Annotated in this window: 19 protein-coding genes and 1 tRNA gene; 8 read left to right on the top strand and 12 right to left on the bottom strand. The window is 58.7% G+C overall.

Annotated elements, in window-relative coordinates; genetic code table 11:
• Positions 1–22: 22 nt before the first annotated feature.
• Both A3OQ_RS0104975 and A3OQ_RS0104965 read right to left on the bottom strand, forming a co-directional pair.
• Positions 23–1,384, bottom strand: a complete 1,362-nt coding sequence (locus tag A3OQ_RS0104975; RefSeq protein ID WP_020174263.1) for a hypothetical protein — start codon at positions 1,382–1,384, stop codon at positions 23–25.
• 236 nt (positions 1,385–1,620) lie between these two features.
• Entirely contained in the window at positions 1,621–2,919 is a 1,299-nt protein-coding gene (locus A3OQ_RS0104965; RefSeq protein WP_020174261.1) for an adenylosuccinate synthase, read from the bottom strand.
• Between the two features lie 155 nt (positions 2,920–3,074).
• Between A3OQ_RS0104965 and A3OQ_RS0104960 the strand changes: the two genes are divergently transcribed.
• The 3 genes from A3OQ_RS0104960 to A3OQ_RS21335 all read left to right on the top strand — a co-directional run bounded on the left by A3OQ_RS0104960 (position 3,075) and on the right by A3OQ_RS21335 (position 7,334).
• Entirely contained in the window at positions 3,075–3,890 is an 816-nt protein-coding gene (locus A3OQ_RS0104960) for an NAD(+)--dinitrogen-reductase ADP-D-ribosyltransferase (RefSeq protein ID WP_020174260.1), read from the top strand.
• A gap of 2 nt (positions 3,891–3,892) precedes the next feature.
• Positions 3,893–4,804: an ADP-ribosyl-[dinitrogen reductase] hydrolase gene (gene draG / locus A3OQ_RS0104955; RefSeq protein ID WP_020174259.1), complete on the top strand. Its 912-nt coding sequence runs from the start codon at positions 3,893–3,895 to the stop codon at positions 4,802–4,804.
• Positions 4,805–5,027: 223 nt separating this feature from the next.
• On the top strand, positions 5,028–7,334 hold the full coding sequence (locus A3OQ_RS21335) for an alpha,alpha-trehalose-phosphate synthase (UDP-forming) (protein ID WP_020174258.1): 2,307 nt from the start codon (positions 5,028–5,030) through the stop codon (positions 7,332–7,334).
• 62 nt (positions 7,335–7,396) lie between these two features.
• On the opposite strand, the gene A3OQ_RS23380 is transcribed toward A3OQ_RS21335, so the two are convergent.
• The 5 genes from A3OQ_RS23380 to sdhC all read right to left on the bottom strand — a co-directional run bounded on the left by A3OQ_RS23380 (position 7,397) and on the right by sdhC (position 11,891).
• Positions 7,397–8,017 carry a lytic transglycosylase domain-containing protein gene (locus A3OQ_RS23380; RefSeq protein WP_083931655.1) on the bottom strand — a complete coding sequence of 207 codons (621 nt, stop codon included), beginning with the start codon at positions 8,015–8,017 and terminating at the stop codon, positions 7,397–7,399.
• Between the two features lie 209 nt (positions 8,018–8,226).
• Positions 8,227–9,006, bottom strand: coding sequence for a succinate dehydrogenase iron-sulfur subunit (locus tag A3OQ_RS0104940; RefSeq protein WP_020174256.1), 780 nt, complete (start codon positions 9,004–9,006; stop codon positions 8,227–8,229).
• A gap of 36 nt (positions 9,007–9,042) precedes the next feature.
• A complete protein-coding gene (sdhA, locus tag A3OQ_RS0104935; protein ID WP_020174255.1) occupies positions 9,043–10,881 on the bottom strand; it encodes a succinate dehydrogenase flavoprotein subunit in 1,839 nt (612 codons plus the stop codon).
• A 159-nt stretch (positions 10,882–11,040) separates the two neighbouring features.
• Positions 11,041–11,433 (bottom strand): succinate dehydrogenase, hydrophobic membrane anchor protein, encoded by a 393-nt coding sequence (sdhD, locus tag A3OQ_RS0104930; protein WP_020174254.1) that lies wholly within the window; start codon positions 11,431–11,433, stop codon positions 11,041–11,043.
• A gap of 44 nt (positions 11,434–11,477) precedes the next feature.
• Complete coding sequence (sdhC, locus tag A3OQ_RS0104925; protein WP_020174253.1) at positions 11,478–11,891, bottom strand: succinate dehydrogenase, cytochrome b556 subunit; 414 nt, start codon at positions 11,889–11,891, stop codon at positions 11,478–11,480.
• Positions 11,892–12,315: 424 nt separating this feature from the next.
• Here sdhC and A3OQ_RS0104920 point away from each other — a divergent pair, with 424 nt between their 5' ends.
• Positions 12,316–13,200 carry a CE1 family esterase gene (locus A3OQ_RS0104920; protein WP_161607303.1) on the top strand — a complete coding sequence of 295 codons (885 nt, stop codon included), beginning with the start codon at positions 12,316–12,318 and terminating at the stop codon, positions 13,198–13,200.
• A 117-nt stretch (positions 13,201–13,317) separates the two neighbouring features.
• Here A3OQ_RS0104920 and A3OQ_RS0104915 read toward each other — a convergent pair whose 3' ends face one another.
• Both A3OQ_RS0104915 and A3OQ_RS0104910 read right to left on the bottom strand, forming a co-directional pair.
• Positions 13,318–13,635: a DUF167 family protein gene (locus tag A3OQ_RS0104915; protein WP_051116079.1), complete on the bottom strand. Its 318-nt coding sequence runs from the start codon at positions 13,633–13,635 to the stop codon at positions 13,318–13,320.
• 8 nt (positions 13,636–13,643) lie between these two features.
• On the bottom strand, positions 13,644–13,934 hold the full coding sequence (locus tag A3OQ_RS0104910; protein ID WP_020174250.1) for a YggT family protein: 291 nt from the start codon (positions 13,932–13,934) through the stop codon (positions 13,644–13,646).
• A 220-nt stretch (positions 13,935–14,154) separates the two neighbouring features.
• Between A3OQ_RS0104910 and A3OQ_RS0104905 the strand changes: the two genes are divergently transcribed.
• Positions 14,155–14,230 (top strand) — tRNA-Ala (locus A3OQ_RS0104905).
• 32 nt (positions 14,231–14,262) lie between these two features.
• On the opposite strand, the gene A3OQ_RS0104900 is transcribed toward A3OQ_RS0104905, so the two are convergent.
• Both A3OQ_RS0104900 and A3OQ_RS0104895 read right to left on the bottom strand, forming a co-directional pair.
• On the bottom strand, positions 14,263–15,051 hold the full coding sequence (locus A3OQ_RS0104900; RefSeq protein WP_020174249.1) for a bestrophin-like domain: 789 nt from the start codon (positions 15,049–15,051) through the stop codon (positions 14,263–14,265).
• A 105-nt stretch (positions 15,052–15,156) separates the two neighbouring features.
• A complete protein-coding gene (locus tag A3OQ_RS0104895; protein ID WP_152428320.1) occupies positions 15,157–15,360 on the bottom strand; it encodes a hypothetical protein in 204 nt (67 codons plus the stop codon).
• Between the two features lie 403 nt (positions 15,361–15,763).
• On the opposite strand from A3OQ_RS0104895, the gene A3OQ_RS0104890 reads away from it, so the two are divergent.
• Complete coding sequence (locus A3OQ_RS0104890; protein ID WP_020174247.1) at positions 15,764–17,572, top strand: glycoside hydrolase family 15 protein; 1,809 nt, start codon at positions 15,764–15,766, stop codon at positions 17,570–17,572.
• 111 nt (positions 17,573–17,683) lie between these two features.
• Here the strand turns inward: A3OQ_RS0104890 and A3OQ_RS0104885 are convergent, their stop codons facing one another.
• Positions 17,684–18,367, bottom strand: coding sequence for an OmpW/AlkL family protein (locus A3OQ_RS0104885; protein WP_161607302.1), 684 nt, complete (start codon positions 18,365–18,367; stop codon positions 17,684–17,686).
• Positions 18,368–18,735: 368 nt separating this feature from the next.
• Between A3OQ_RS0104885 and mscL the strand changes: the two genes are divergently transcribed.
• The gene (gene mscL / locus A3OQ_RS0104880; protein WP_020174244.1) at positions 18,736–19,158 is read left to right on the top strand and encodes a large conductance mechanosensitive channel protein MscL; all 423 of its coding nucleotides are present in this window, start codon (positions 18,736–18,738) and stop codon (positions 19,156–19,158) included.
• A 92-nt stretch (positions 19,159–19,250) separates the two neighbouring features.
• On the top strand, positions 19,251–20,492 hold the full coding sequence (locus A3OQ_RS0104875; protein WP_020174243.1) for a pyridoxal phosphate-dependent aminotransferase: 1,242 nt from the start codon (positions 19,251–19,253) through the stop codon (positions 20,490–20,492).
• Positions 20,493–20,569 lie beyond the last annotated feature (77 nt).

The following is a 20,569-nucleotide window of genomic DNA, read 5'->3' as shown; positions in this document are numbered from 1 at the left end:
CGATGGATTGTGCATCACGTTTTTACTGCGCCTGCCAGGATGTGATGGCATCATCTATGGCACGTTGCCCGGCGACACCTTTTTCAAAGGTGAGTTTCGCAATGCGTCCGTTGGCAAGTTGGATCGGAATATCGATCCATTGCCGCGTCTTCAAAAGATCGAGATTATTGGCCTCCGATGTCCCCTTGGCGAGGCCGATCAAGAAGGAATTCTCCATGATCGGCACAGGCAGACCGGAGAGCGCTTCGCCATTAGGCGTATCTTCCTTGCGCAATTGCGGAAGGCCGATCTGCTTGACGGCGCCGGTCGGCGTCGATGGCTGAATGGTGAAGACGATCGTCATCGTATGCGTGGCCGGAAGGCTGGCATCGATGTTTTTCTGCAAAGTCATCGCGATCTGAAGCTTGTCCTCAGGAATATCGATATTGGCGTGAATGGCGGTCCCCAAGGGTTCGCCCGGACCATTGCTGACATTGTCGAGACGCCAGATCACGGTGCCGAAATAGGTCTTCACCTTGTTCTGCTCCTCCGGCGCCTGAACGAGCAAAGCCGCGCGATAGGTGACCGGAACATTGGTGTCTGTTGCAGATTGCGCCGCGCTGCCGGCAGCCGGAGCCGCCGCCTTCGATTGCTCGCTGTCGCCGACGCGGCCGACAATCTTGCCGCTCGTCTCGGTCTGTTGGGCCTGGATGGTCTTGAGCTTCGCCAGATCCTCGGGCTTGTCGCGCAATTTCCACGCGGTCGCGGCGACGCCCGCGACAATAAGCCCGATGACCACGAGCACGATCCACAGGCCTTTTGAATTCGGTTTGACGCTCGGGGCCTGCGGCGCGATCGGCCTTTGCCGTTCCGGACGTATCTTGGCGACGCCGGGGATCGGGCCTTGAGCGCCCGCTTGCGGGAACGAGGATGTATTCGCAGCCGCGAAAGCCCGGTCTTTCGGCTCTTCGGCCGGTTCGTCCTTTTTCGCCTCATCGAAACCGGCGGGCGGCGGGGCTGGCGCGACTTTGGCGATACGCGGCCGGATCGGCATGCTCGGCGGCGGCGCGCTCGGGACTTGCCGGGGCTCGGCAGGCCGTAGTGGAGGCGGAGCCTGGGTCGCTGGCGGAGCCGGCGCTTGCCCGGCAGGGGGCGAAGCGAGCGGCGCTTCCTTCACCTCATCCGGCACTGGTGCGGCGGCATATTCCGCTTCGAGCCGGGCGACGGCCACGTCGAGCGCCTGACTCTCTTTTTCGATATCGGCTTCGGGGACCGGCGGCTGAAGCGCGCGCAATTGCCCAAGCAGCGCCTTGCGCGCCCGTTCATAGACGGCGTGACGCATCGCCGGTGTGGAATCCGGCAGGCCAGAGACAGCCTTGGCAAGCAACGGATAATATTCAGCCATTCGGTTTCAGAGCATCCCCTGTTTGATCCGTCAATCCCATGGACGCAGACTATAATTTTTTCAAGACGTTAGGAGCAGGCACCGAAAAGCCGCAAAATCCCCGCGCCATGTCATCCGCCCCTACGGCTACAGACCGGATCGCGGCGGCCTCGCCGGTCTGGAAGGGCTTCGCGTTCCGCTCTTTGTTTTGACGCATGATCTTGTCCAAAAAGTCTGCAACTTTTCGGGATCCTGCTCTAGCGATCCTGAAAAGGATTGTGGACGAGAATTGTATCCAGACGTTCCGGGCTTGTCGAAAGAAGCGCGACCGGCGCCTCGATCAATTCCTCGATGCGGCGCACATATTTGATCGCCTGCGCCGGAAGATCGGCCCAAGACCTTGCGCCTGCCGTCGTACCTTCCCACCCTTCGATCGTCTCATAAACCGGCTCGATTCGCGCCTGCGCCGCCTGGCTCGCCGGCAGGTGATCGATGAAAGCGCCATCGAGCTTGTAATTGACGCAAACTTTGATCTCTTCGAAACCATCCAGAATATCGAGTTTGGTCAGTGCGATTCCATCAATCCCCGAGGTCTTCACGGCTTGCCGCACAAGCACGGCGTCGAACCAGCCGCAGCGCCGCCGCCGTCCCGTATTGGTGCCGAATTCATGGCCGCGATCGCCGATCAGTTCGCCGGTCTTATCGGTGAGTTCGGTCGGGAAAGGACCGCCGCCGACGCGCGTCGTATAGGCTTTGGCAATGCCCAGCACATAGCCGATCGCCTTCGGCCCCAGGCCTGAGCCTGTCGCGGCATTGGCGGCGACCGTGTTCGATGACGTGACGAAAGGATAGGTGCCGTGATCGACATCGAGCAGCGCGCCCTGCGCACCCTCGAACAAAATGCGCTTGCCGTCGCGCCGTGCGGTTTCGAGAAGGTCCCAGGTCGTGTCCATGAAGGGAAGTACTTTGGGGGCGACGCAGGTCAGTTCATCGCGGATGGTCTGCGCCGTCACCGGTTCCAAGCCGAGACCGCGGCGCAGAGGTTCGTGATGGGCGAGAAGCCGCGCGATTTTTTCATCGAGCGTATCGAGCTCGGCCAGATCCATGAGCCGGATGGCCCGGCGGCCGACCTTGTCCTCATAGGCCGGCCCGATGCCGCGCTTCGTCGTGCCGATCTTGACGGCGTCGGTCGAGGCCTGTTCGCGATGCGCATCTAGCTCGCGATGCAGGCTCAGGATCAGCGTGACATTCTCGGCGATCTTGAGATTGGCCGGGCTGACCTCTATGCCCTGGCCCGCGAGCTTGGCAATTTCATCGACAAGGTGATGCGGATCGAGCACGACGCCATTGCCGATGACCGAAAGCTTGCCCGGCCGCACGATGCCCGACGGCAGGAGCGCGAGCTTATAGGTCTGATTGCCGATGACGAGCGTATGCCCGGCATTATGACCGCCTTGAAAGCGCACGACGACATCGGCTTCAAGCGACAGCCAATCGACGATCTTGCCCTTGCCTTCGTCACCCCATTGGGCGCCGACCACCACCACATTCGCCATGTATTTTTAGACTCTTTCAATCCCTGCGGAAAAGCGCGAAAAGCCCGGCACAGCAATGCTGCACCGGGCTCATTGCGGAAAAGAGGTACACGAAGGCAGGAGGCGAGTAAAGACCGGGGCTTGACCCGTCTCGCGATGCCGTGGCAGCGATAGGCATGGCAAGCATATTGAAAGCGGTGGGGCATTCTTCAAACCTCGTGGGCCTGCCCACGGATTTTCTGGCCAGTTGCGACTTCAACGACCAGCCTATGCCGGTGCATATTTCCGGCGCCCGCGAGATGAACGACAATCTCTTCAAAATGCTTCAGCTCGCGGCCGATCTGAAGGAGGCGGGCGAAGCTTTCAACTCTTATATGTATGCGATGTTCGGTCTCGACCCGCAGCAGCGCGACGACAAGAACCGCAGCCAGGCCCGGCGCTACCGCTCGTCCTTTCTGCAATTGATCAAAGGCTGGGGCATAGACAGCAATGGACCCGAAGGCGCCGTGCTCAAGGGCTGGGTCGAAAGCCGCTTCGGCATTTTCCCAACCTACCACAAGGAAATGATCAGCCGGATTTCGGGCGGCGCCTGGGCCACCTATGTCATGGAAAAAATGTCGAGCCGGTTCCACAATAATACGATCTATACTCAGCTCGATCTTCTCTATGAATTTTGCCAATGGACTCTGGAAAACATGGTCGCCCCGAACCAGACTCACATCACGCTCTATCGCGGCATCAATGCCTTCGACGAACATCAAATCCAGGTGGAAAACGACAAGGATCGCGTGGTGATGCGGCTCAACAATCTCGCCTCTTTTTCGAGCGACCGCGAAGTTGCCTGCTGCTTCGGCGACATTATCCTGACCGTGGACGTGCCGCTCGCCAAGCTTGTCTTTTTCAATACGCTTCTCCCGATGCATGGCCTGAAGGGCGAAGCCGAATATCTCGTGATCGGCGGCGAATATCGCGTCGCGGCGAGTCATCTCTAATTATGCCGGCGCATCAGGGCGATGCGAATGTGATGGAGCGCGCACTCGCTGCGTTTTTAGGCTTTGCCGTCGGCGATGCGCTTGGCGCAACCGTCGAATTCATGAGCAAGGCCGAGATCGTCGCACGCCACGGAGAGCTCAAGAAGATCGTCGGCGGCGGGTGGCTGCGTCTGAGACCCGGACAGGTGACCGATGACACGGAACTGGCACTCGCGCTCGGCCGATCCCTGGTGCGGCGCGCCGGTTTCGACACGCAGGATATTTGCGAGGAATTCGCGACCTGGCTGAAGGCCGGGCCGGTCGATGTCGGCAATACATGCCGGCGCGGTATCCGCCGCTATATCACGCAAGGCACGATGAACGGGGTATTTTCGGAAGGCGATGCCGGCAATGGCGCGGCAATGCGCGTGCTCCCCGTTGCGCTTGCGACGCTTGGCCATCCCGTCGAAGCCGAAGCCTGGACGCTTACGCAATGCCGCATCACCCATCACCACCCCTTGTCGGATGAAGCTTCGCTCACACTCGTTCATATGATGCAGGCTTTGCTCGCCGGACAAGACAAAGACGCCCTGCGTAGCATGGCGGCTGCGTTGCAGCACCGCTGTCCGGCGCTTGCCTTCGAGCCCTACGAGGGCAAGTCTTCGGCCTATGTGGTCGAGACCTTGCAAACAGTGCTGCATTTTTATTTCGGCACGGCGAGCTTCGCCGAATGTCTGATTGCCACCGTCAACCAGGGCGGCGATGCCGATACGACGGGCGCCATCGCCGGCATGCTGGCCGGCGCCACCTATGGGCTCACGGCGATCCCGCGCGAATGGCTCAATCGTCTCGACCGCCGCGTCGCAGCGGAGATTCACGCGCAGGTTCCGCAATTGCTCGCCATCGCGAAAAAGAAATCAGCGACGACGCTCTAAGACGCTTGGTTTATAATCAACGGCTTAAGCGTCAAAGGAAAGCCGCATCGGTCCAAAATGCGACAAGTTTTGCTTATCTAAGACATAATTGAGCGCGGTCTTTAATACGCGGACTTCTTTATTTTACGGGCGGCGGCCTTCGTGCGGTGAAACAGAGGGGGCCGAGATACATAAATATCCAATGCGTCGACTTTCGCGAATTTGGCACCAAAGCGGAGTGCCCATGATTTTCGTTCGCTTCTTGATGCCTTTGGCTCTTGTTCTGGGTCTGGTCGCTTATCTACTCTTGCCTTGGACGGACGGGCTTTTCCTGCGTTGGTCGGAAACCGATCTCCAAATGCGCTCGAAGCTGGTTTTTTCTTCCATCCAGGATGATTTGCCCGATATTTTCACCGATCGCGCCGATCGTCTGACGCGGCGTTTTACCCAATTGGCCGAAGACGAACGTCTGATCGGCATCGGTTATTGCGAATCCACGGGCACGCCGACATATCGCAACAAAAATTTTCCCGATGACATTTCCTGTCCCGATATTTCAAGGATTACCAAGCCGAAATTCACGATGAAGACCATTAAAGGCGGCCCGGTGATGGTGGCGACATTCCCTGTCGCAAACGCTCCGCCTGCGGGCGGCTCTGCTGTGCATGCCGGGCTCATCATCGTTCACGACATGTCGTTTGCTGAGCACCGCAGCGAACAAACCCGGCGTTACGTCCTTTGGGTCGTGTTCGGCATCAGTCTGCTTGCAGCGCTGATAACTCTGATCGTTGCCCGTATAACGTTAAGTCGCTGGGTTCTCGAATTGCGGGATTATATCCGTACCGGAAAACGCGGGCCCGGATTGCCCCGTGAGGTCTTGGGACTCACAAGCGACATCCAGCAGCGCATACGCCAGATCGAGCGCGAGCAGCCGCGCCCGCTATTGACCGGTCCGCAATGGTCGGCGGCCACCTTGTTTGAATTCGTCCGCAGCCACTTGCCGTCTGAACAGCTGATCGCTGTTTCATTCCGCCAGCCTTACGCACATTACAAAACGGGTGACGGTATCGCATGGTCGACGCCGGCGAGCGGCCTTGTGACCGCGATCGAACCGATCATGAAAGCATGCCGCGGCACATGGATCGCCGTTGCGACGAGCGAAACCGATCGGATCGTCGCCGACGATCAAGGCGCGATCATGGTGCCTCCCGACGATCCCAGCTACCGATTGAAGAGGCTGTGGATCTCCGAGGCGGAGGAAGCGGGGTTCTATGCCGGATGCGCAAACGAAGGAATTTGGCCGCTTTGCAATATGGCCTATATCAAACCTCGTTTCCGCGCCTCCGACTGGGAAATGTATCAAACGGTCAACCGGAAATTTGCGTCGGCGGTCGTCGCTGAATCCAAATCCGATGCGCCGATCGTCTTCATTCAGGACTATCATTTCGGGCTTCTGCCGAAACTTATTCGCGAGAAGTTGCCGAACGCCCTGATCATCTGCTTCTGGCACATCCCCTGGCCCAACAGCGAAACCTTCGGGATTCTACCGTGGCGCAGTGAGTTTCTGGACGGCATGCTGGCAGCCGACATCGTTGGGTTTCACACACAACTGCTTTGCAATAATTTTCTCGATAGCGTCGATACCTATGTGGAGGCCTTGATCGATCGCGAGCGCAACACAGTCAAACGCGGCCAGGACTTCTGCATGGTGAGGCCCTATCCTATCTCGATTGCCTGGCCCGATTTCGACGCCTTGGGTGTTTCGAGCCTTGCTACTTGTCGTGAACAGCTTGTCGCTCAGCTTAAAATCGATCCATCCATCAAAATTATCTTAGGCGTCGCAGGGCTCGACTATATTAAAGGCATTCCCGAGAGGCTGAGAGCTTTCAGCATATTCCTCGAAAGACATCCGGATTGGCGCGGCAAGGTCTGTTTCGTTCAGGTCGCGGCGCCCTCTCGGTCCATCATTCCCGCCTATGCCGATATCGACCGGCAAATTGACGATATCGTCGCCGAAGTGAACCAGAAATTCGGGACTGAGACATGGACACCCGTGCATCTGCTCAAGCGCGGTTTCAGCCAGCCTGAAGTCTATCGATTCTATCGAGCCGCCGACGTCTGCGTCGTGTCGTCTTTGCATGAAGGCATGAATCTCGTGGCAAAAGAGTTCATCGCCGCCCGCGACGACAAACACGGCGTTCTTATCCTCAGCCAGTTTGCCGGCTCTTCGCATGAGCTTGTCGATGCGATCATCGTCAACCCTTATGACGAAGAAGGGATGGCTAACAGTATCTTGCGTTCATTGACCATGAACGAAGACGAACAAATGGCCCGCATGGAAAGTATGCGCAATCATGTAAATTCACATAATATCTTTGCATGGGCCGCCGAAATCCTCGGCGACGCAGCCAAACTTCATCGCCGCCGGCAACTCAACAGCTTGTTGCAGCAAATGCATGCAGCGCCTTATGAAAGCGCTGTGCCGGACGAAACGGCTCAAGAGAATATTATCGCGTGGCCGGCTCTCCCGAAGACAATCTCCAAAAGCTGATCGATGAACCGTCCCGCGCCAAGTGTGCGTGCGAGATCGGGCTGATCGCAGATAGGGGCTGATCAGCGGGCTGCGGGGCTGGTCGAGGCTGCGTCGGTCGGGAAAGCCGGCGGCACTGGTTCCCGGTTTCCGGCCAGAGCGTGGAAAATCTGCACCACCGGATTGGGCGGCGGCTCCGGCGCTTGCGCGACCGGCTTCGGCGGCGGTTCGAGCGACGGCGAATCCGCCGTGCGCATCAAGGCAAGCCGATGCTTGCGCTTGGCCTCGAAATAGTAGCCCTTCGAATAAAGCGCGACGGCGCGATCTTCTTTCTTATCAGCGACAATGAAAGCATTGGCGAGGTAAGGCACGCCATAGGTGAGATTGGTCTCCGCGTCGAGCAGGCCTTTCGGCTCGCCTTTGTAGCCCATGCTGCGCGCGGTCTGATAGGTGATCTGCATCAGACCGTAATAGCGCTTGTGCATTGCGTCGGGATGATAGCGGCTCTCGCGCATGACGACGCGGTGGATCAAAGCCTCCGGAACGTCGTGATATTTTGCCTGTTTGGCAATCAAGCCATCGTAGGTATCGGGAGGCGGCGCGGGCTCATTATGAGCCCTCTCACCATGTGCTTTACCGGCGGCTTGCGCACATGTGCCATAGGCCAGTAGCACGGCCGATACGAAGATAAGGTTTGTCTTCATGCAGACCGGCGTGCCGGTCAAATGTGGCCGCAGCGGGGCACGGCGGCCGCCGCGTCCCGAGGTACCACAAGCTCAGGACTCATTACCCGATTGTCATTGCGAGGAGCTTTGCTCCGAAGCAATCCAGAAGCAAATGCCAGAATGGTCCCTGGATTGCTTCGCTTCGCTCGCAATGACGGCTCGATGATTGAGCCCCGCCCTGATGCCAATCAGAGTTCGCGTTCGATCATCATGTTCTTGATGTCGGCGATCGCCTCGGCCGGATTGAGTCCTTTGGGGCAGGCCTTGGCGCAATTCATGATCGTGTGACAGCGATAGAGTTTGAACGGATCTTCGACATTGTCGAGCCGCGCTTCGAGCGTCTCGTCGCGAGAATCGCTCATCCAGCGGAAGGCCTGCAGCAAAGCGGCTGGCCCCAAATAGCGATCGCCATTCCACCAATAGCTCGGGCAAGACGTCGAGCAGCAGGCGCACAGAATGCACTCGTAAAGCCCGTCGAGCTTAGAGCGTTCCTCGGGCGACTGACGCCATTCCTTTTCGGGCTCGGGGCTCACCGTCTTCAGCCAAGGCTGAATGGAGGCATGCTGCGCATAGAAGGTCGTGAGATCGGGAATGAGATCCTTCACCACCTGCATATGGGGCAGCGGATAGATGCGCACCGCGCCGTTGATATCGTCCATGCCTTTGGTGCAGGCGAGCGTGTTGGTCCCGTCGATATTCATCGCGCAGGAGCCGCAGATGCCTTCGCGGCAGGAGCGGCGGAAGGTCAGAGTCGGATCGATCTTGGATTTGATCCAGATGATCGCATCGAGCACCATGGGTCCGCAATCGTCGCGATCGACATAATAAGTATCGATGCGCGGGTTCTGCCCGTCCTCCGGGTTCCAGCGATAAATGCGGAACTCGGTGACGTTGTTCGCACCGGCGGTTTTCGGCCAGACCTTGCCTTTGCCGATCTTGGAGTTTTTAGGCAACGTCAGTTGCACCATATCATCGTCTCCGCATTCCGTTCGCCCAAAGCGGCCTCAGTACACCCGCGCCTTCGGCTCGATATAGGCCATCTCATTCGTCATCGTGTAGCTATGCACCGGGCGGTAATCGATTTCGACCTTGCGCGCATGATCGTCGATCGAGGCCAAAGTGTGCTTCATCCAAGTCTTGTCGTCGCGCTCGGTGAAATCTTCCCGCGCGTGAGCGCCGCGCGACTCTGTGCGGTTCAAGGCGCCGTCCATCGTAACGACGGCCTGCACGATCAGATTGTCGAATTCAAGCGTCTCGACGAGATCGGAGTTCCAGATGAGCGAACGGTCGGTTACTCCGACGCGGTCCCGCGCCGCCCAGACTTCGTGGATGAGCTTCGAGCCTTCTTCGAGAGTCTCGCCGGTGCGATAGACCGCGCAATTGTTCTGCATGCACTTTTGCATGGCGAGCCGCAGTTCCGCCGTCGGCGCGTCCCCCTTGGCGTAGCGATAGCGGTCGAGTCGAGCCAAGGCATGATCGGCGGAATTGGCCGGCAGATCGTCCTGCTTCAAGCCGGGGGTCACGACGTCGGCGGCGCGCAAGGCGGCGGCGCGGCCGAAGACGACGAGATCGATCAGCGAATTCGAGCCGAGCCTGTTCGCGCCATGGACCGAGACGCAGGCGGCTTCGCCGATCGCCATCAAGCCGGGCACCACGACATCCGGATCACCGCCCTGCTTGGTCAAAACCTCGCCGTGATAATTCGTTGGTATCCCGCCCATATTGTAATGCACGGTCGGCAATACCGGGATCGGCTCTTTGGTGACATCGACGCCTGCGAAAATCTTGGCGCTTTCCGAAATGCCGGGCAGGCGTTCATGCAGGATCGCCGGATCGAGGTGGTCGAGATGAAGGTTGATATGATCCTTTTGCTTGCCGACACCGCGGCCCTCGCGGATCTCGAGCGTCATCGCGCGTGAGACCATGTCGCGCGGCGCCAGATCCTTCACCGAAGGCGCATAGCGTTCCATGAAGCGCTCGCCCTCGGCATTGGTGAGATAGCCGCCTTCGCCGCGCGCGCCCTCGGTGATGAGGCAGCCCGCGCCGTAAATGCCGGTCGGGTGGAATTGCACGAATTCCATGTCCTGCAGCGGCAGACCTGCGCGCAGCACCATGGCATTGCCGTCGCCGGTGCATGTATGCGCCGAGGTCGCCGAGAAATAGGCGCGGCCGTAGCCGCCGGTTGCGAGGATCACGAGCTGCGAGCGGAAGCGGTGGATCGTGCCGTCATCGAGCTTGAGGCAGACCACGCCGCGGCAGCGGCCCTCCTCCATGATGAGATCGATGGCGAAATATTCGATGAAGAATTCCGTATTGTAGCGCAGCGCCTGGCCATAGAGCGTGTGCAGGATCGCATGTCCGGTACGGTCGGCGGCGGCGCAAGTGCGCTGCGCCGGCGGCCCTTTGCCGAAATCCGTCGTCATGCCGCCGAAGGGGCGCTGATAGATGCGGCCGTCCTCGGTGCGCGAAAAGGGCACGCCCCAATGTTCGAGCTCATAGACGGCGGCAGGCGCGTTGCGCACCATATATTCGATCGAATCCTGATCGCCGAGCCAATCCGACCCTTTCACGGTGTCGTACATGTGCCATTTCCAATTGTCGGGGCCCATGTTGGCAAGCGAAGCCGCGACGCCGCCTTGCGCCGCGACCGTATGCGAGCGCGTCGGAAAGACCTTGCTGATGCAGGCGGTCTTGAGGCCTGCCTGCGAACAGCCGACGGTTGCGCGCAGGCCCGCGCCGCCCGCGCCGACAATCACCACATCGAAAGTGTGATCAATGATCGGGTAGGCTTGCCCGTTGATCCCGGGTGCGGCGCCATTTTGCGCACCGCCGTTCGTGGCCATGGTCTTATTCCTTCAACCGACGATTTTACAAAATCGTCTCAGTGATTAGAGCGGGATGCGAAAAAGTGGATACCGGTTTTTCGCTAGAATCGCGCTCTAAATTATTGAATCGATCACGTTTCATGATTTTGGACTGAGGCAGTCCAAAATCATCGTGATCTACGTGAAACTGATCTTCAAGACGGCGTAGACGCAGGCAATGCCGATGACGACCGAAAAGAAAAGATTGCCCATCAACGCCGCTTCTTTCCAACGCGCCACATGAACATAATCATCGATGATCGATTGCATGCCGATCTTCATGTGGATGATGCCGGCCAGGAGAAAAAGCAGGATCAGGATGGCCGGGCCGGTATGGCCGAGTTGTGCATGCGCGGCCGCGTAATCCTTGCCGATCAGATTGAGGATCACGAACACGAAGGCGATTGCGAGCGGCACCAGGGCGATCGAGGTCACCCGCATGCGCCAAGCGTCGGTCGTCGCGTCTTTGGCGGCGCTTTGCGTCGGCAGGCGGGTTTGAACGGAGCCAGATGACGGTCCTGATTTCAGCATGATGATTTAAACTCTCTCCCATGCCCTGCGGCACCATCCGCACGCTAGAGGACGAAATAGGCGATGCACCAGACGATAGCGGTCAGCAGCAAGCCGCCGATCAATGTCGCCAGCGCCAGATATTCGCGCATCGGATGTGCGAAGCCATAACCCGCGTCCCAGACCATATGGCGCAGACCGCCGAGAAAATGATGGAACAGGGCCCAACTGAATCCCAAGAGAATCAATTGGCCGATGAATGAGCGCAAAAACCACGAGGCGGTTTCGAAAGCTTCGGGACCGCTCGCCAAAGCTATAAGATACCAGGCGAGCAAGAGCGTTCCGGCATAAAGCGCAGCCCCGGTGATGCGATGCGCGATCGACATCATCATCGTCAGCATCGGGCGGTAGATCTGCAAATGTGGGGACAGCGGTCGCCGTTTCGCGAGACTGTCCTGATAGAGATCGACGCCGGCCATAATCGCGTTTATCCCTCTTGCAATTGAACCATTCTCAAGTAATCCAAACCTTGTTGCGGTGCAACGCAAGCCGCCTTAGACCTTTGATAGAGGCCAAATCCGATCGTTGATCCGATCGTTTCCGGATGGGACCGCGATGTTTGAAAATAACCAAACCGCGGTTTGCGCGACAAAAGCCGGCTCGCTTCCGCAAAAGTCCATGCGATCACCTTCACAATCTGGTCTTTTTGCGCGGCTTGGCGGCACCGGCCAAGGGCTGGTCCGCACCGCGGCGCGGCGCTTTTTTCTAGGCGTATGGCATGCCAAAAATGGCGCAAGCTTTGCTCCTTCGGAACGCAAAGCCAGGGTCGGTTCGCCGCAGGTCATGTTTCCGTCACGTCAAAGTTTTCGGGTTTTTCTGAGCCTGTGGACAGGGCTTGTTATCATGGCCTGCCCAGCTACGGCCTATGCCGTCTCGGGGCGCGTCACGATCCAGTCCGGCGGCGTCACGCGTTCGGCCATTCTCGTCGAACATGCGCGGCTCAAAAAGAGCCGCAGGCCTGTCGTCATTATCCTGCATTCGGGCAATGGCAACGCTGGACAGGTCAGGCATATTCTCGGCCTCGAAGAGAAGGCCCGCTCGGCGAGCCCCGTCATGGTTTATCCGGAGGCAATCGACAAGCATTGGAGCGACGCGGCCAAACCAGGCGAGACCCGCGATGCCGCTTTCATTCATGACCTGATCGCGAAACTCATCAACGAAGGTATCGCCGACCGGCACCGGATTTTTATCGTCGGCGGATCGAGCGGCGGCGTCATGGCGTTGAAACTGGCCTGCGCTGGGAACGACGATTTCGCCGGTGTCGTCGCGATCTTTGCGAGCCTGCCCGCCGATCTCGCTGCGACCTGCAAGCCCTCCCGCCCCGTGCCGTTCTTGCTGGTGCTTGGGACGGCGGACCCCTTCGTTCCGTTTAATGGCGGAGACGCCAATCTCGTCGACGTCAAGGCAGCGCTTTTGCCCGGCCACGCGACGCTCGATCTTTTCGCCAAAGCGGCCGGTTGCGGCGACGGCCATACGACGACGGCTTTCGCGGACCACGAAACCAGAGACAATTCCCGCGCCTATCTCGAAAAATTGAACGGCTGCAAAGTGCCCGTCGAACTCTTACGGATCGAAGGCGGCGGTCATCTCCTGCCGCGCATCGGTGCGCTCGGGGCCGGCGCCCGCGCGCCTGAAGGCAGCGATCGCGCGGTGGCACCCGGCATGCGCAACCGCGACGTGGACGCCCCCTCGCTGATTTGGGACTTTCTACGCCATCTCGGTGCGTGAACCATTAGATCACGATGATTTTTGATTCAATCAATCAAAAATCATGAGCGTGATCGATTCCAATAAGTTGGAGCGGGATGCGAGCGGAAAACCGCTCACACTTTTCCTCATCCCGCTCTAGCAGAGGGCAGCGAGCTTTGCCGCCAAGGCCGCCGCATCGCCGGAAATGGCCAAAATCTTCACTCGCGCCGTCGCGCCGCTTTCAAGCTCCACGGCCGAAGCACCGACCGCCAGCGATTTGGCGAGCAGCTGGCACAACGCGCGATTGGCCTCGCCGTCCTGCGGAACCGCGCGCACGCGGACCTTCAATACCGAGCTTCCGTCCGACAGGTGCTCTATGCCTTCGATCCGGTCGAAAGCGCTTTTCGGGCTGAGCCTCACGCGAACCGCCAAAAGATCGGCGCTCCGCTCGGACCAGGGAAGCGCTTGCGGTATCCCCTGCCTCAAAAGACGTTGGGATAGATATAGCGCTGAATGATGTCTTGGATGAGAATGATCAGCAGCAGCAGAATGATCGGCGAAATATCGATGCCGCCGAGGCTCGGAAGCATGTTCCGGATCGGCCGCAGAAGCGGCTCGGTCACGGCGTTCAACCCATTCCAGATCGAGCGCACCAGATCATTGTAGATATTGATGACATTGAACGCGATCAGCCACGACATGATCGCCACGATGATGATGACGTAGCTGTAGAGCTGCAAAACGAGCAGGATGACATCGAGTACGGCGCGCATGAACTCTCCGACGTGCCAGGAAAGGATGGAGAAATCAGGAAATGGTGCAAATGGTCAAGCTGGTTTCGCCCACGGCACCCAAGAGTTGATCGGTTTTTACGATCATATCACACGTTAAAACAAAAGCTTAAAGCCTTCCGGCGGGGGCCGGCCTGTCCCTGCCCCGCGTCTTCCCCTCATTGACAGTCGCGCTGGCGAAGACGTACACAGCGCTTCGGACGGGGCTGTAGCTCAGATGGGAGAGCGCTGCAATCGCACTGCAGAGGTCGTGAGTTCGAATCTCATCAGCTCCACCACTCAAATCAGGCCCTAAAAGCTGCCCCGGGGTTCAGGGAGCGAGGCCGGATGTCATGATCCGGCTCGCTGTTTCCAGGGCAAATGGTTTGATCGCGGACGGCCCGTCGAAGGGCCATTCATGAATGGCGATCAGCCCCAAAGTCGAAACGAGCCCCGCGCTGAAAAGCAGCAACGCGACCAATTGGGCGCGCGGCCGGTCGAGATGGACCACGCCGATCGCCAATTGGGTCAAAAGCCCCAAAATCAGCAGCCCCAGCCATTTTGTATCGTCGACGCTATGTTCGTTGATCGCGATCCGCGCGCCGCGATCGCTGCGAATCCGTAAAACCAGGTTCAAAAGGGCCGCTTGTACGGGGTTACCCGCCACCGTGGCGATTTCAGGCTTGGCCACTTCCTGCAGAAGAAGCCCCAGAGCTTCGTCGGTTTTCGTGGAGAGCTGAACTTTGGCCATATGCGGCCACTCGTCCGTAATGACCGCATCGACATAGACTTTGAGGGCCTTTCGAATGGCCGACATATCGGAGACAGCGGCGATGCTCAAATCATAGACGGCAAGCACATTGTCGCTTTCCGACTGGACGATACGGTCCGCCTGTCTTTGCCGTTCCCACGTGTCGCTCGCGACAAAGCCGGTCATCAAGGCAAGCAGCACGGACAAAGCGGTGAAATAAGGAGCGACGACGCCACTGAAACTCAAGGCGGCCGATCGCGTCCATGGGGCGAAGGACCAAGCGAAAATCAACCCGCCGGTGATGAGAAAAGCTGCTGCTAAAATGAGAAACATCAGCCAAATTGGCTGATTGAGCCAAAAGCTAAGCATCGTCCTGCCTTCAAAGATCTGGTCGAAGGCAGGATGACGGCAATCGTTTTTTATTCGGTAAAAGCCACAGCGCCTTTGCAAGAGGCGCGGGAGTTTCCGCCTTCTTTAGGTCGCGTGCCCCGTCAGCCGGTTCCAGCCGTCCTGCACAGCGGTCGACAGGGTCTTGCATTTCTCACCGACGACGTCCCAATTGACCATCGGCTTGACTTCGACCCCATCAGGCCCCGGTGCCGGACGCAAACCATCCGCGATAAAGGCGCCGCCAATGGTCAAGATAATCCCCAAAATAATCCCAATGAACATCCGCATCGAAATCTCCTAACGGCGTCTCACAGGCCCCGCAGAGGCAGCCGGTGGAAAAGGAAGCAGAACCTGAACTCGGAAAGACACGGGTCGCAAAGAAGGCCGCATGGTGGATCTAAAGATTAGCACAACCTACGCAATTCGATCGCATTGAGTCCAGATGGGAAGAGCGAAAGCCTCTCTGCGTTATTCTTTATCATGAGAAACGGCTGAGAGCGGCCCGTCAACGCATGAATTTGAAAGCTGTTCCTTGGTTTTATAGGTGCCCGAGCCCCGGCGATATGCGACCGTCCCTCGCAAAGTTGCATGAAACACCGGTGACATGTCGGACGAAAGAGTCAGAGGACGCGGATAAAACCGGTCCGACGCGACTAAAAGGCTGATGTCTCCAAAAATGATGTCTCCAAGAATGTCTCCAAGAATTGAGGACTACGCCCTCATCGGCGATTGCACCACGGCGGCCCTCGTCAGCCGCGACGGCTCGATCGATTGGCTGTGCTGGCCCCGTTTCGATTCGGGCGCCTGTTTCGCACGTCTTCTCGGCACGCCCGATAATGGCCGCTGGCTGCTCGGCGCAGCCGATCCCCATGCCAAGGTGACACGCGCCTATCGCGACCGCACGCTGACCCTGGAGACCCGCATCGAAACCAGCGACGGCATCGCGATCGTGCGGGATTTCATGCCTGCCAATATCCCCGGCTCGCATATCGTGCGTCTCGTGTGCGGGGTCAAAGGCACGGTGCGGCTGCGGACCGAACTCATCATCAGGTTCGATTATGGTGCTGTCGTACCTTGGGTCCGGCGCCGTGACGACGGCTCGCTGCATGCCGTCGCAGGCCCCGATCGCGTGGTTTTGCGGACGCCCGTCAATCTGCAGCCCTGCGGCCGGACCCATGCCGGCGAATTTATCGTCTCGGAGGGCGAGACGATCGATTTCACCTTGAGTTATGCGCCGTCCTACCAAGATCCGCCGCCGCAAGCGATCGATCCACTGACCGTGCTCGCGCAAACCGAGCGGAGCTGGCGCGCTTGGGCGGAAAATCTGGAGCATGCCGGCCCCTGGACCGATATCGTCATGCGCTCGCTGATCACGCTCAGGGCTTTGATCTATCAGCCGAGCGGCGCGATGGTTGCGGCACCGACGACCTCCTTGCCGGAATATCCGGGCGGCAACCGCAATTGGGATTATCGTTTCTGCTGGCTGCGCGATGCGACCTTCACCCTGATCGCGCTGATGAGCGCCGGCTGCGCGGATGAAGCCAAGAGATGGCGGACCTGGCTTTTGCGCGCCGTCGGCGGTGAGCCGGGACTGGTGCAGATCCTCTATGGTCTCGGCGGAGAGCGCCGCCTCACGGAACTGACCCTGCCTTGGCTCGCGGGCTATGAGGGCGCGCAGCCGGTGCGCATCGGCAATGCGGCGGCCGATCAAATCCAGCTCGATATTTATGGCGAAGTGCTCGACGTGCTCTACCAAAGCCGCAAGCGCGGCCTTGTGGAGGACGGCAATGATTGGATGGTGCAACACGAGTTGTTGAAACATCTCGAAATGGTCTGGAACGCGCCCGATCAAGGCATTTGGGAAATGCGCAGCGGCCCGCAGCATTTCACCTATTCGAAGGTGATGGTCTGGGTGGCTTTCGATCGCGCGGTCAAAAGCATCGAAGAGTTCGGCCTCGAAGGCCCGCTCGATCATTGGCGGACATTGCGTCAGCGCATTCACGACGATATCTGCGACAAGGCCTATGATCCGAAGCTTGGCTCCTTCACGCAAAGCTATGGGTCGAAGGACCTCGATGCGAGCCTTCTGCTCATCGCGCTTGTCGGTTTTCTGCCACCCGACGACAAACGCATCATAGGCACGGTCGAGGCCATCGAGCGCGATTTGATGCAGGATGGATTCGTGCTGCGCTATCGCAGCGAGATCGTTTCGGACGGTCTACCACCCGGCGACAGTCCGTTTCTCGCTTGCAGTTTCTGGCTTGCAGATAATTTCGTTCTGCTCGGGCGAAGGCAGGATGCCATTGCCTTGTTCGAACGGCTTTTGAGCGTCTGCAACGATCTCGGGCTTCTGGCGGAAGAATATGACGTCGAAACGCAGAGTCTCGCTGGTAATTTTCCGCAAGCCTTCTCGCATATCGCGCTGATCAATACGGCCTATAATCTCGCGCGTTCGGAAAAACCCGCCGAGCAGCGCTCGGGCAACCTCGTTTGCGACTGAGCCTCATGCGGCGTTCATGACCTCGCCCAAAAAGTCTGCAACTTTTTGGGATCATGTTTTGTCTCGCCGCATGGTCTTATCCAAAAAGTCTGCAACTTTTTGGGATCATGCTCAAAAACTCAAACTGACGCCGCCGGTGAGCAATGTCGGGTCCGATCTGATTCGAGCCGACACGGGCAGAAACAGGGTTGGGCCGGGAGCGCCGGAAAGACCCGTGAGGTCCTGGGTCAGCCAAGCCCTTTTGACGTCGACAAAGACACCGAACGAATCGGTTATCGCGTAATCGACACCCGCCTGAAGGACCAAGGCCAGATTATTTGCGAGGTAAGGGTTGATCGTCGCCGGCAGCCCGATATCGCGGAAGACGACGGCATAGCCGATACCTCCGCCGACGTAGGGTTTGACCGGCCCGAAATAATCGAAGTGATAATGGCCCGTGATCGTCGTCAATCCGCTCTGGGCTTTGACGAGTATGCCTTGCGGCGCAAAGACGCCGATCCCTTTGAGGCTCAGAACGGGCGGAAAACCGCCGGCCACGGAAAAGGCGATATGCGGCAAGACGAATATGCCCATCTCGACGGTTCCGGTGACGGCCGAGGCGATCGTGCCGCCGCTGCCGGCAACCGGCACGCCGCCGATTTGGGTCTCAACCCCCGTATCGAAAATGGCGCCGGTGACGCCGATCTTCAGAAAGAATGGCTTTTGAGCATGCGCCGGAGCCGCTGGCGTGAGCACCGGCTGCGTGAGATCGGCAGCCCGAGCAGGCGCAAGCGAGCCAAGACTCAGGATCGTCAAAAACGCCAAACCGGCTTGGTAAAGGGCCCCGCGACTAAGACTCGGAACCCTCTTGTTCAAGAAATGCCGAATCAACTTCGCCCCCCGGGAAGATAAGCATCAGCCACAATCACTATGGCAACGAACGAGACGCGGAGCAAACTTCAATTGAGATGCTTGAGATACTCGTCTTGTTTTTCGGGATGTGTTGCATAAAAGAGCTTAAGCCCATCGTTACCTACGGTTCAGCTCAGGAAGTCTAGGTGGAACGGCAAGCTCAATCTGCGGTTATTCAACAGCAAGCAGCTTTCCCATAGCTTAACGAGGGCAAATTTCAGCCGGGTTCGCCGGAGCTATTGGACGGCAGGGGAAAATCTAAAGGGGGCTTGATGCTAAAGGAGTTTCGAGATTTCGCCATGCGCGGCAATGTTGTCGATCTCGCGATCGGCGTCATCATCGGCGCGGCCTTCGGCAAAATCATCGACTCGATCGTCAATGATCTCATCATGCCGGTGATCGGCGCCGCAACTGGCGGTCTCGATTTTTCGAATTATTTCACGCCGCTATCGAAAGCCGTGACGGCAACCTCTTTGGCCGAGGCCCGCAGGCAGGGTGCGGTTTTGGCCTGGGGTAGTTTTTTGACCGTGTCGGTCAACTTTCTCATCGTGGCTTTCATCCTGTTTCTCCTGGTGCGCAGCATCAACAGCTTGAGACATTCGGTCCTTCACGAAGAGGACGCAGCGCCTGTAAAACCACGCCAGGAAGTTCTTCTCGAAGAGATTCGCGATCTTCTCGCCAAACGTGCGGTGTGACCGCGCGCCACCTTTATTTCCTCATGCTGCACCGCCATATGACGGCTGCTCGCGACCTGCTTTGCAGCGCGGTGTGAAGGACTCTATTTGCTATGGCTGCACCGACGCCGGCGAGGGTCGCGGAGGACCTGACGCAAACCGCGCTGCGCTCGCTCCGCGGCGAGGCCTTGGCTGCGCCGTCGAGCGGCATCGTCGAAGTCTTCAATCATGGGCGCGGTCGCGATGGCCTGATCCCGCTCTGGGTCGGCGAAGGCGATCTGCCAGCGCCCGGCTTCGTCGTGGAGGCCATGATCGGCTCGATTGAAGCCGGCGAAACTTTTTACACGCATCAGCGCGGCATCCCTGAATTGCGCGAGGCGATCGCGCGCTACATGGCGCGGATCCACAGTAAGCCCTTTGCCAATAGCGCCGAACCTTTCACGCCAAAGCGTTTCTTCGTGACCGTCGGCGGCATGCATGCCGTGCAGATTGCGATCCGGCTTCTGGCAGGCGCAGGCGACGACGTACTCGTGCTGACGCCGGCTTGGCCGAACTTCGAAGGCGCCCTGAAAGTATCCGGCGCACGCCTTATCGAAATACCTCTTCAGACCAAAATGGATTCGACTGGACGCCAGATCTGGTCGCTCGATCTCGATCAATTGACGGCCGCGGTGACCCCCGCCGCGAAAGTGCTCGTCGTCAATTCGCCCTCCAATCCCACCGGCTGGGTTGCAACACGCGAGGATCTTTCGGCGCTTTTGGCTTTTGCGCGGCGTCACGATCTTTGGATCATCGCCGACGAAATCTATGGACGCATCAGTTTCGACGGCGGGCGGGCTCCATCCTTTCACGATGTCATGGATGAAGAGGATCGCGTGCTCTTCATCCAGAGCTTCTCGAAAAACTGGGCGATGACCGGGCTTCGCATCGGCTGGCTCGAAGCGCCGCCCTGCTTCGGCGAGATCATCGAAAATCTCATTCAATATTCGACATCGGGTGTGGCTGTGCCCTTGCAGCGGGCAGCCATCGCGGCGCTTGAAGAAGGAGAAGCCTTCTTCCAAAACCAATTGAAACGCCTTGCAGAAAGCCGGGCTATTCTCTGCGACGGCTTGCGCCGGATCGACCGCGTGCGCTTCGCCGAGCCGCAAGGGGCATTTTATCTGTTTTGCACGATCGAAGGCGTGACCGATACCCGCGAACTCGCGTTTCGATGGGTCGATGAGGCAGGCGTCGGCGTGGCGCCAGGCACGGCCTTTGGGGCTGGCGGGCGCGACTACGTGCGGATTTGCTTCGCCCGCGACCCGGCCCGCATCGCAGAGGCCGTGCGGCGGATCGAGACCTGGTTCAAAGCCTGAAATCAGCGGAAACTAAAGAGGACACCGGCGCTTGCGCGCGGTAAGCTTTGTCCTCACGGTTTCGGCTGGCTGGGGCA

The organism is Methyloferula stellata AR4, from assembly GCF_000385335.1.
Taxonomy (GTDB): Bacteria; Pseudomonadota; Alphaproteobacteria; order Rhizobiales; family Beijerinckiaceae; genus Methyloferula; species Methyloferula stellata.
The sequence above is the reverse complement of the archived record's forward strand: the minus strand, read 5'-3'. Positions and strand labels throughout refer to the sequence as shown.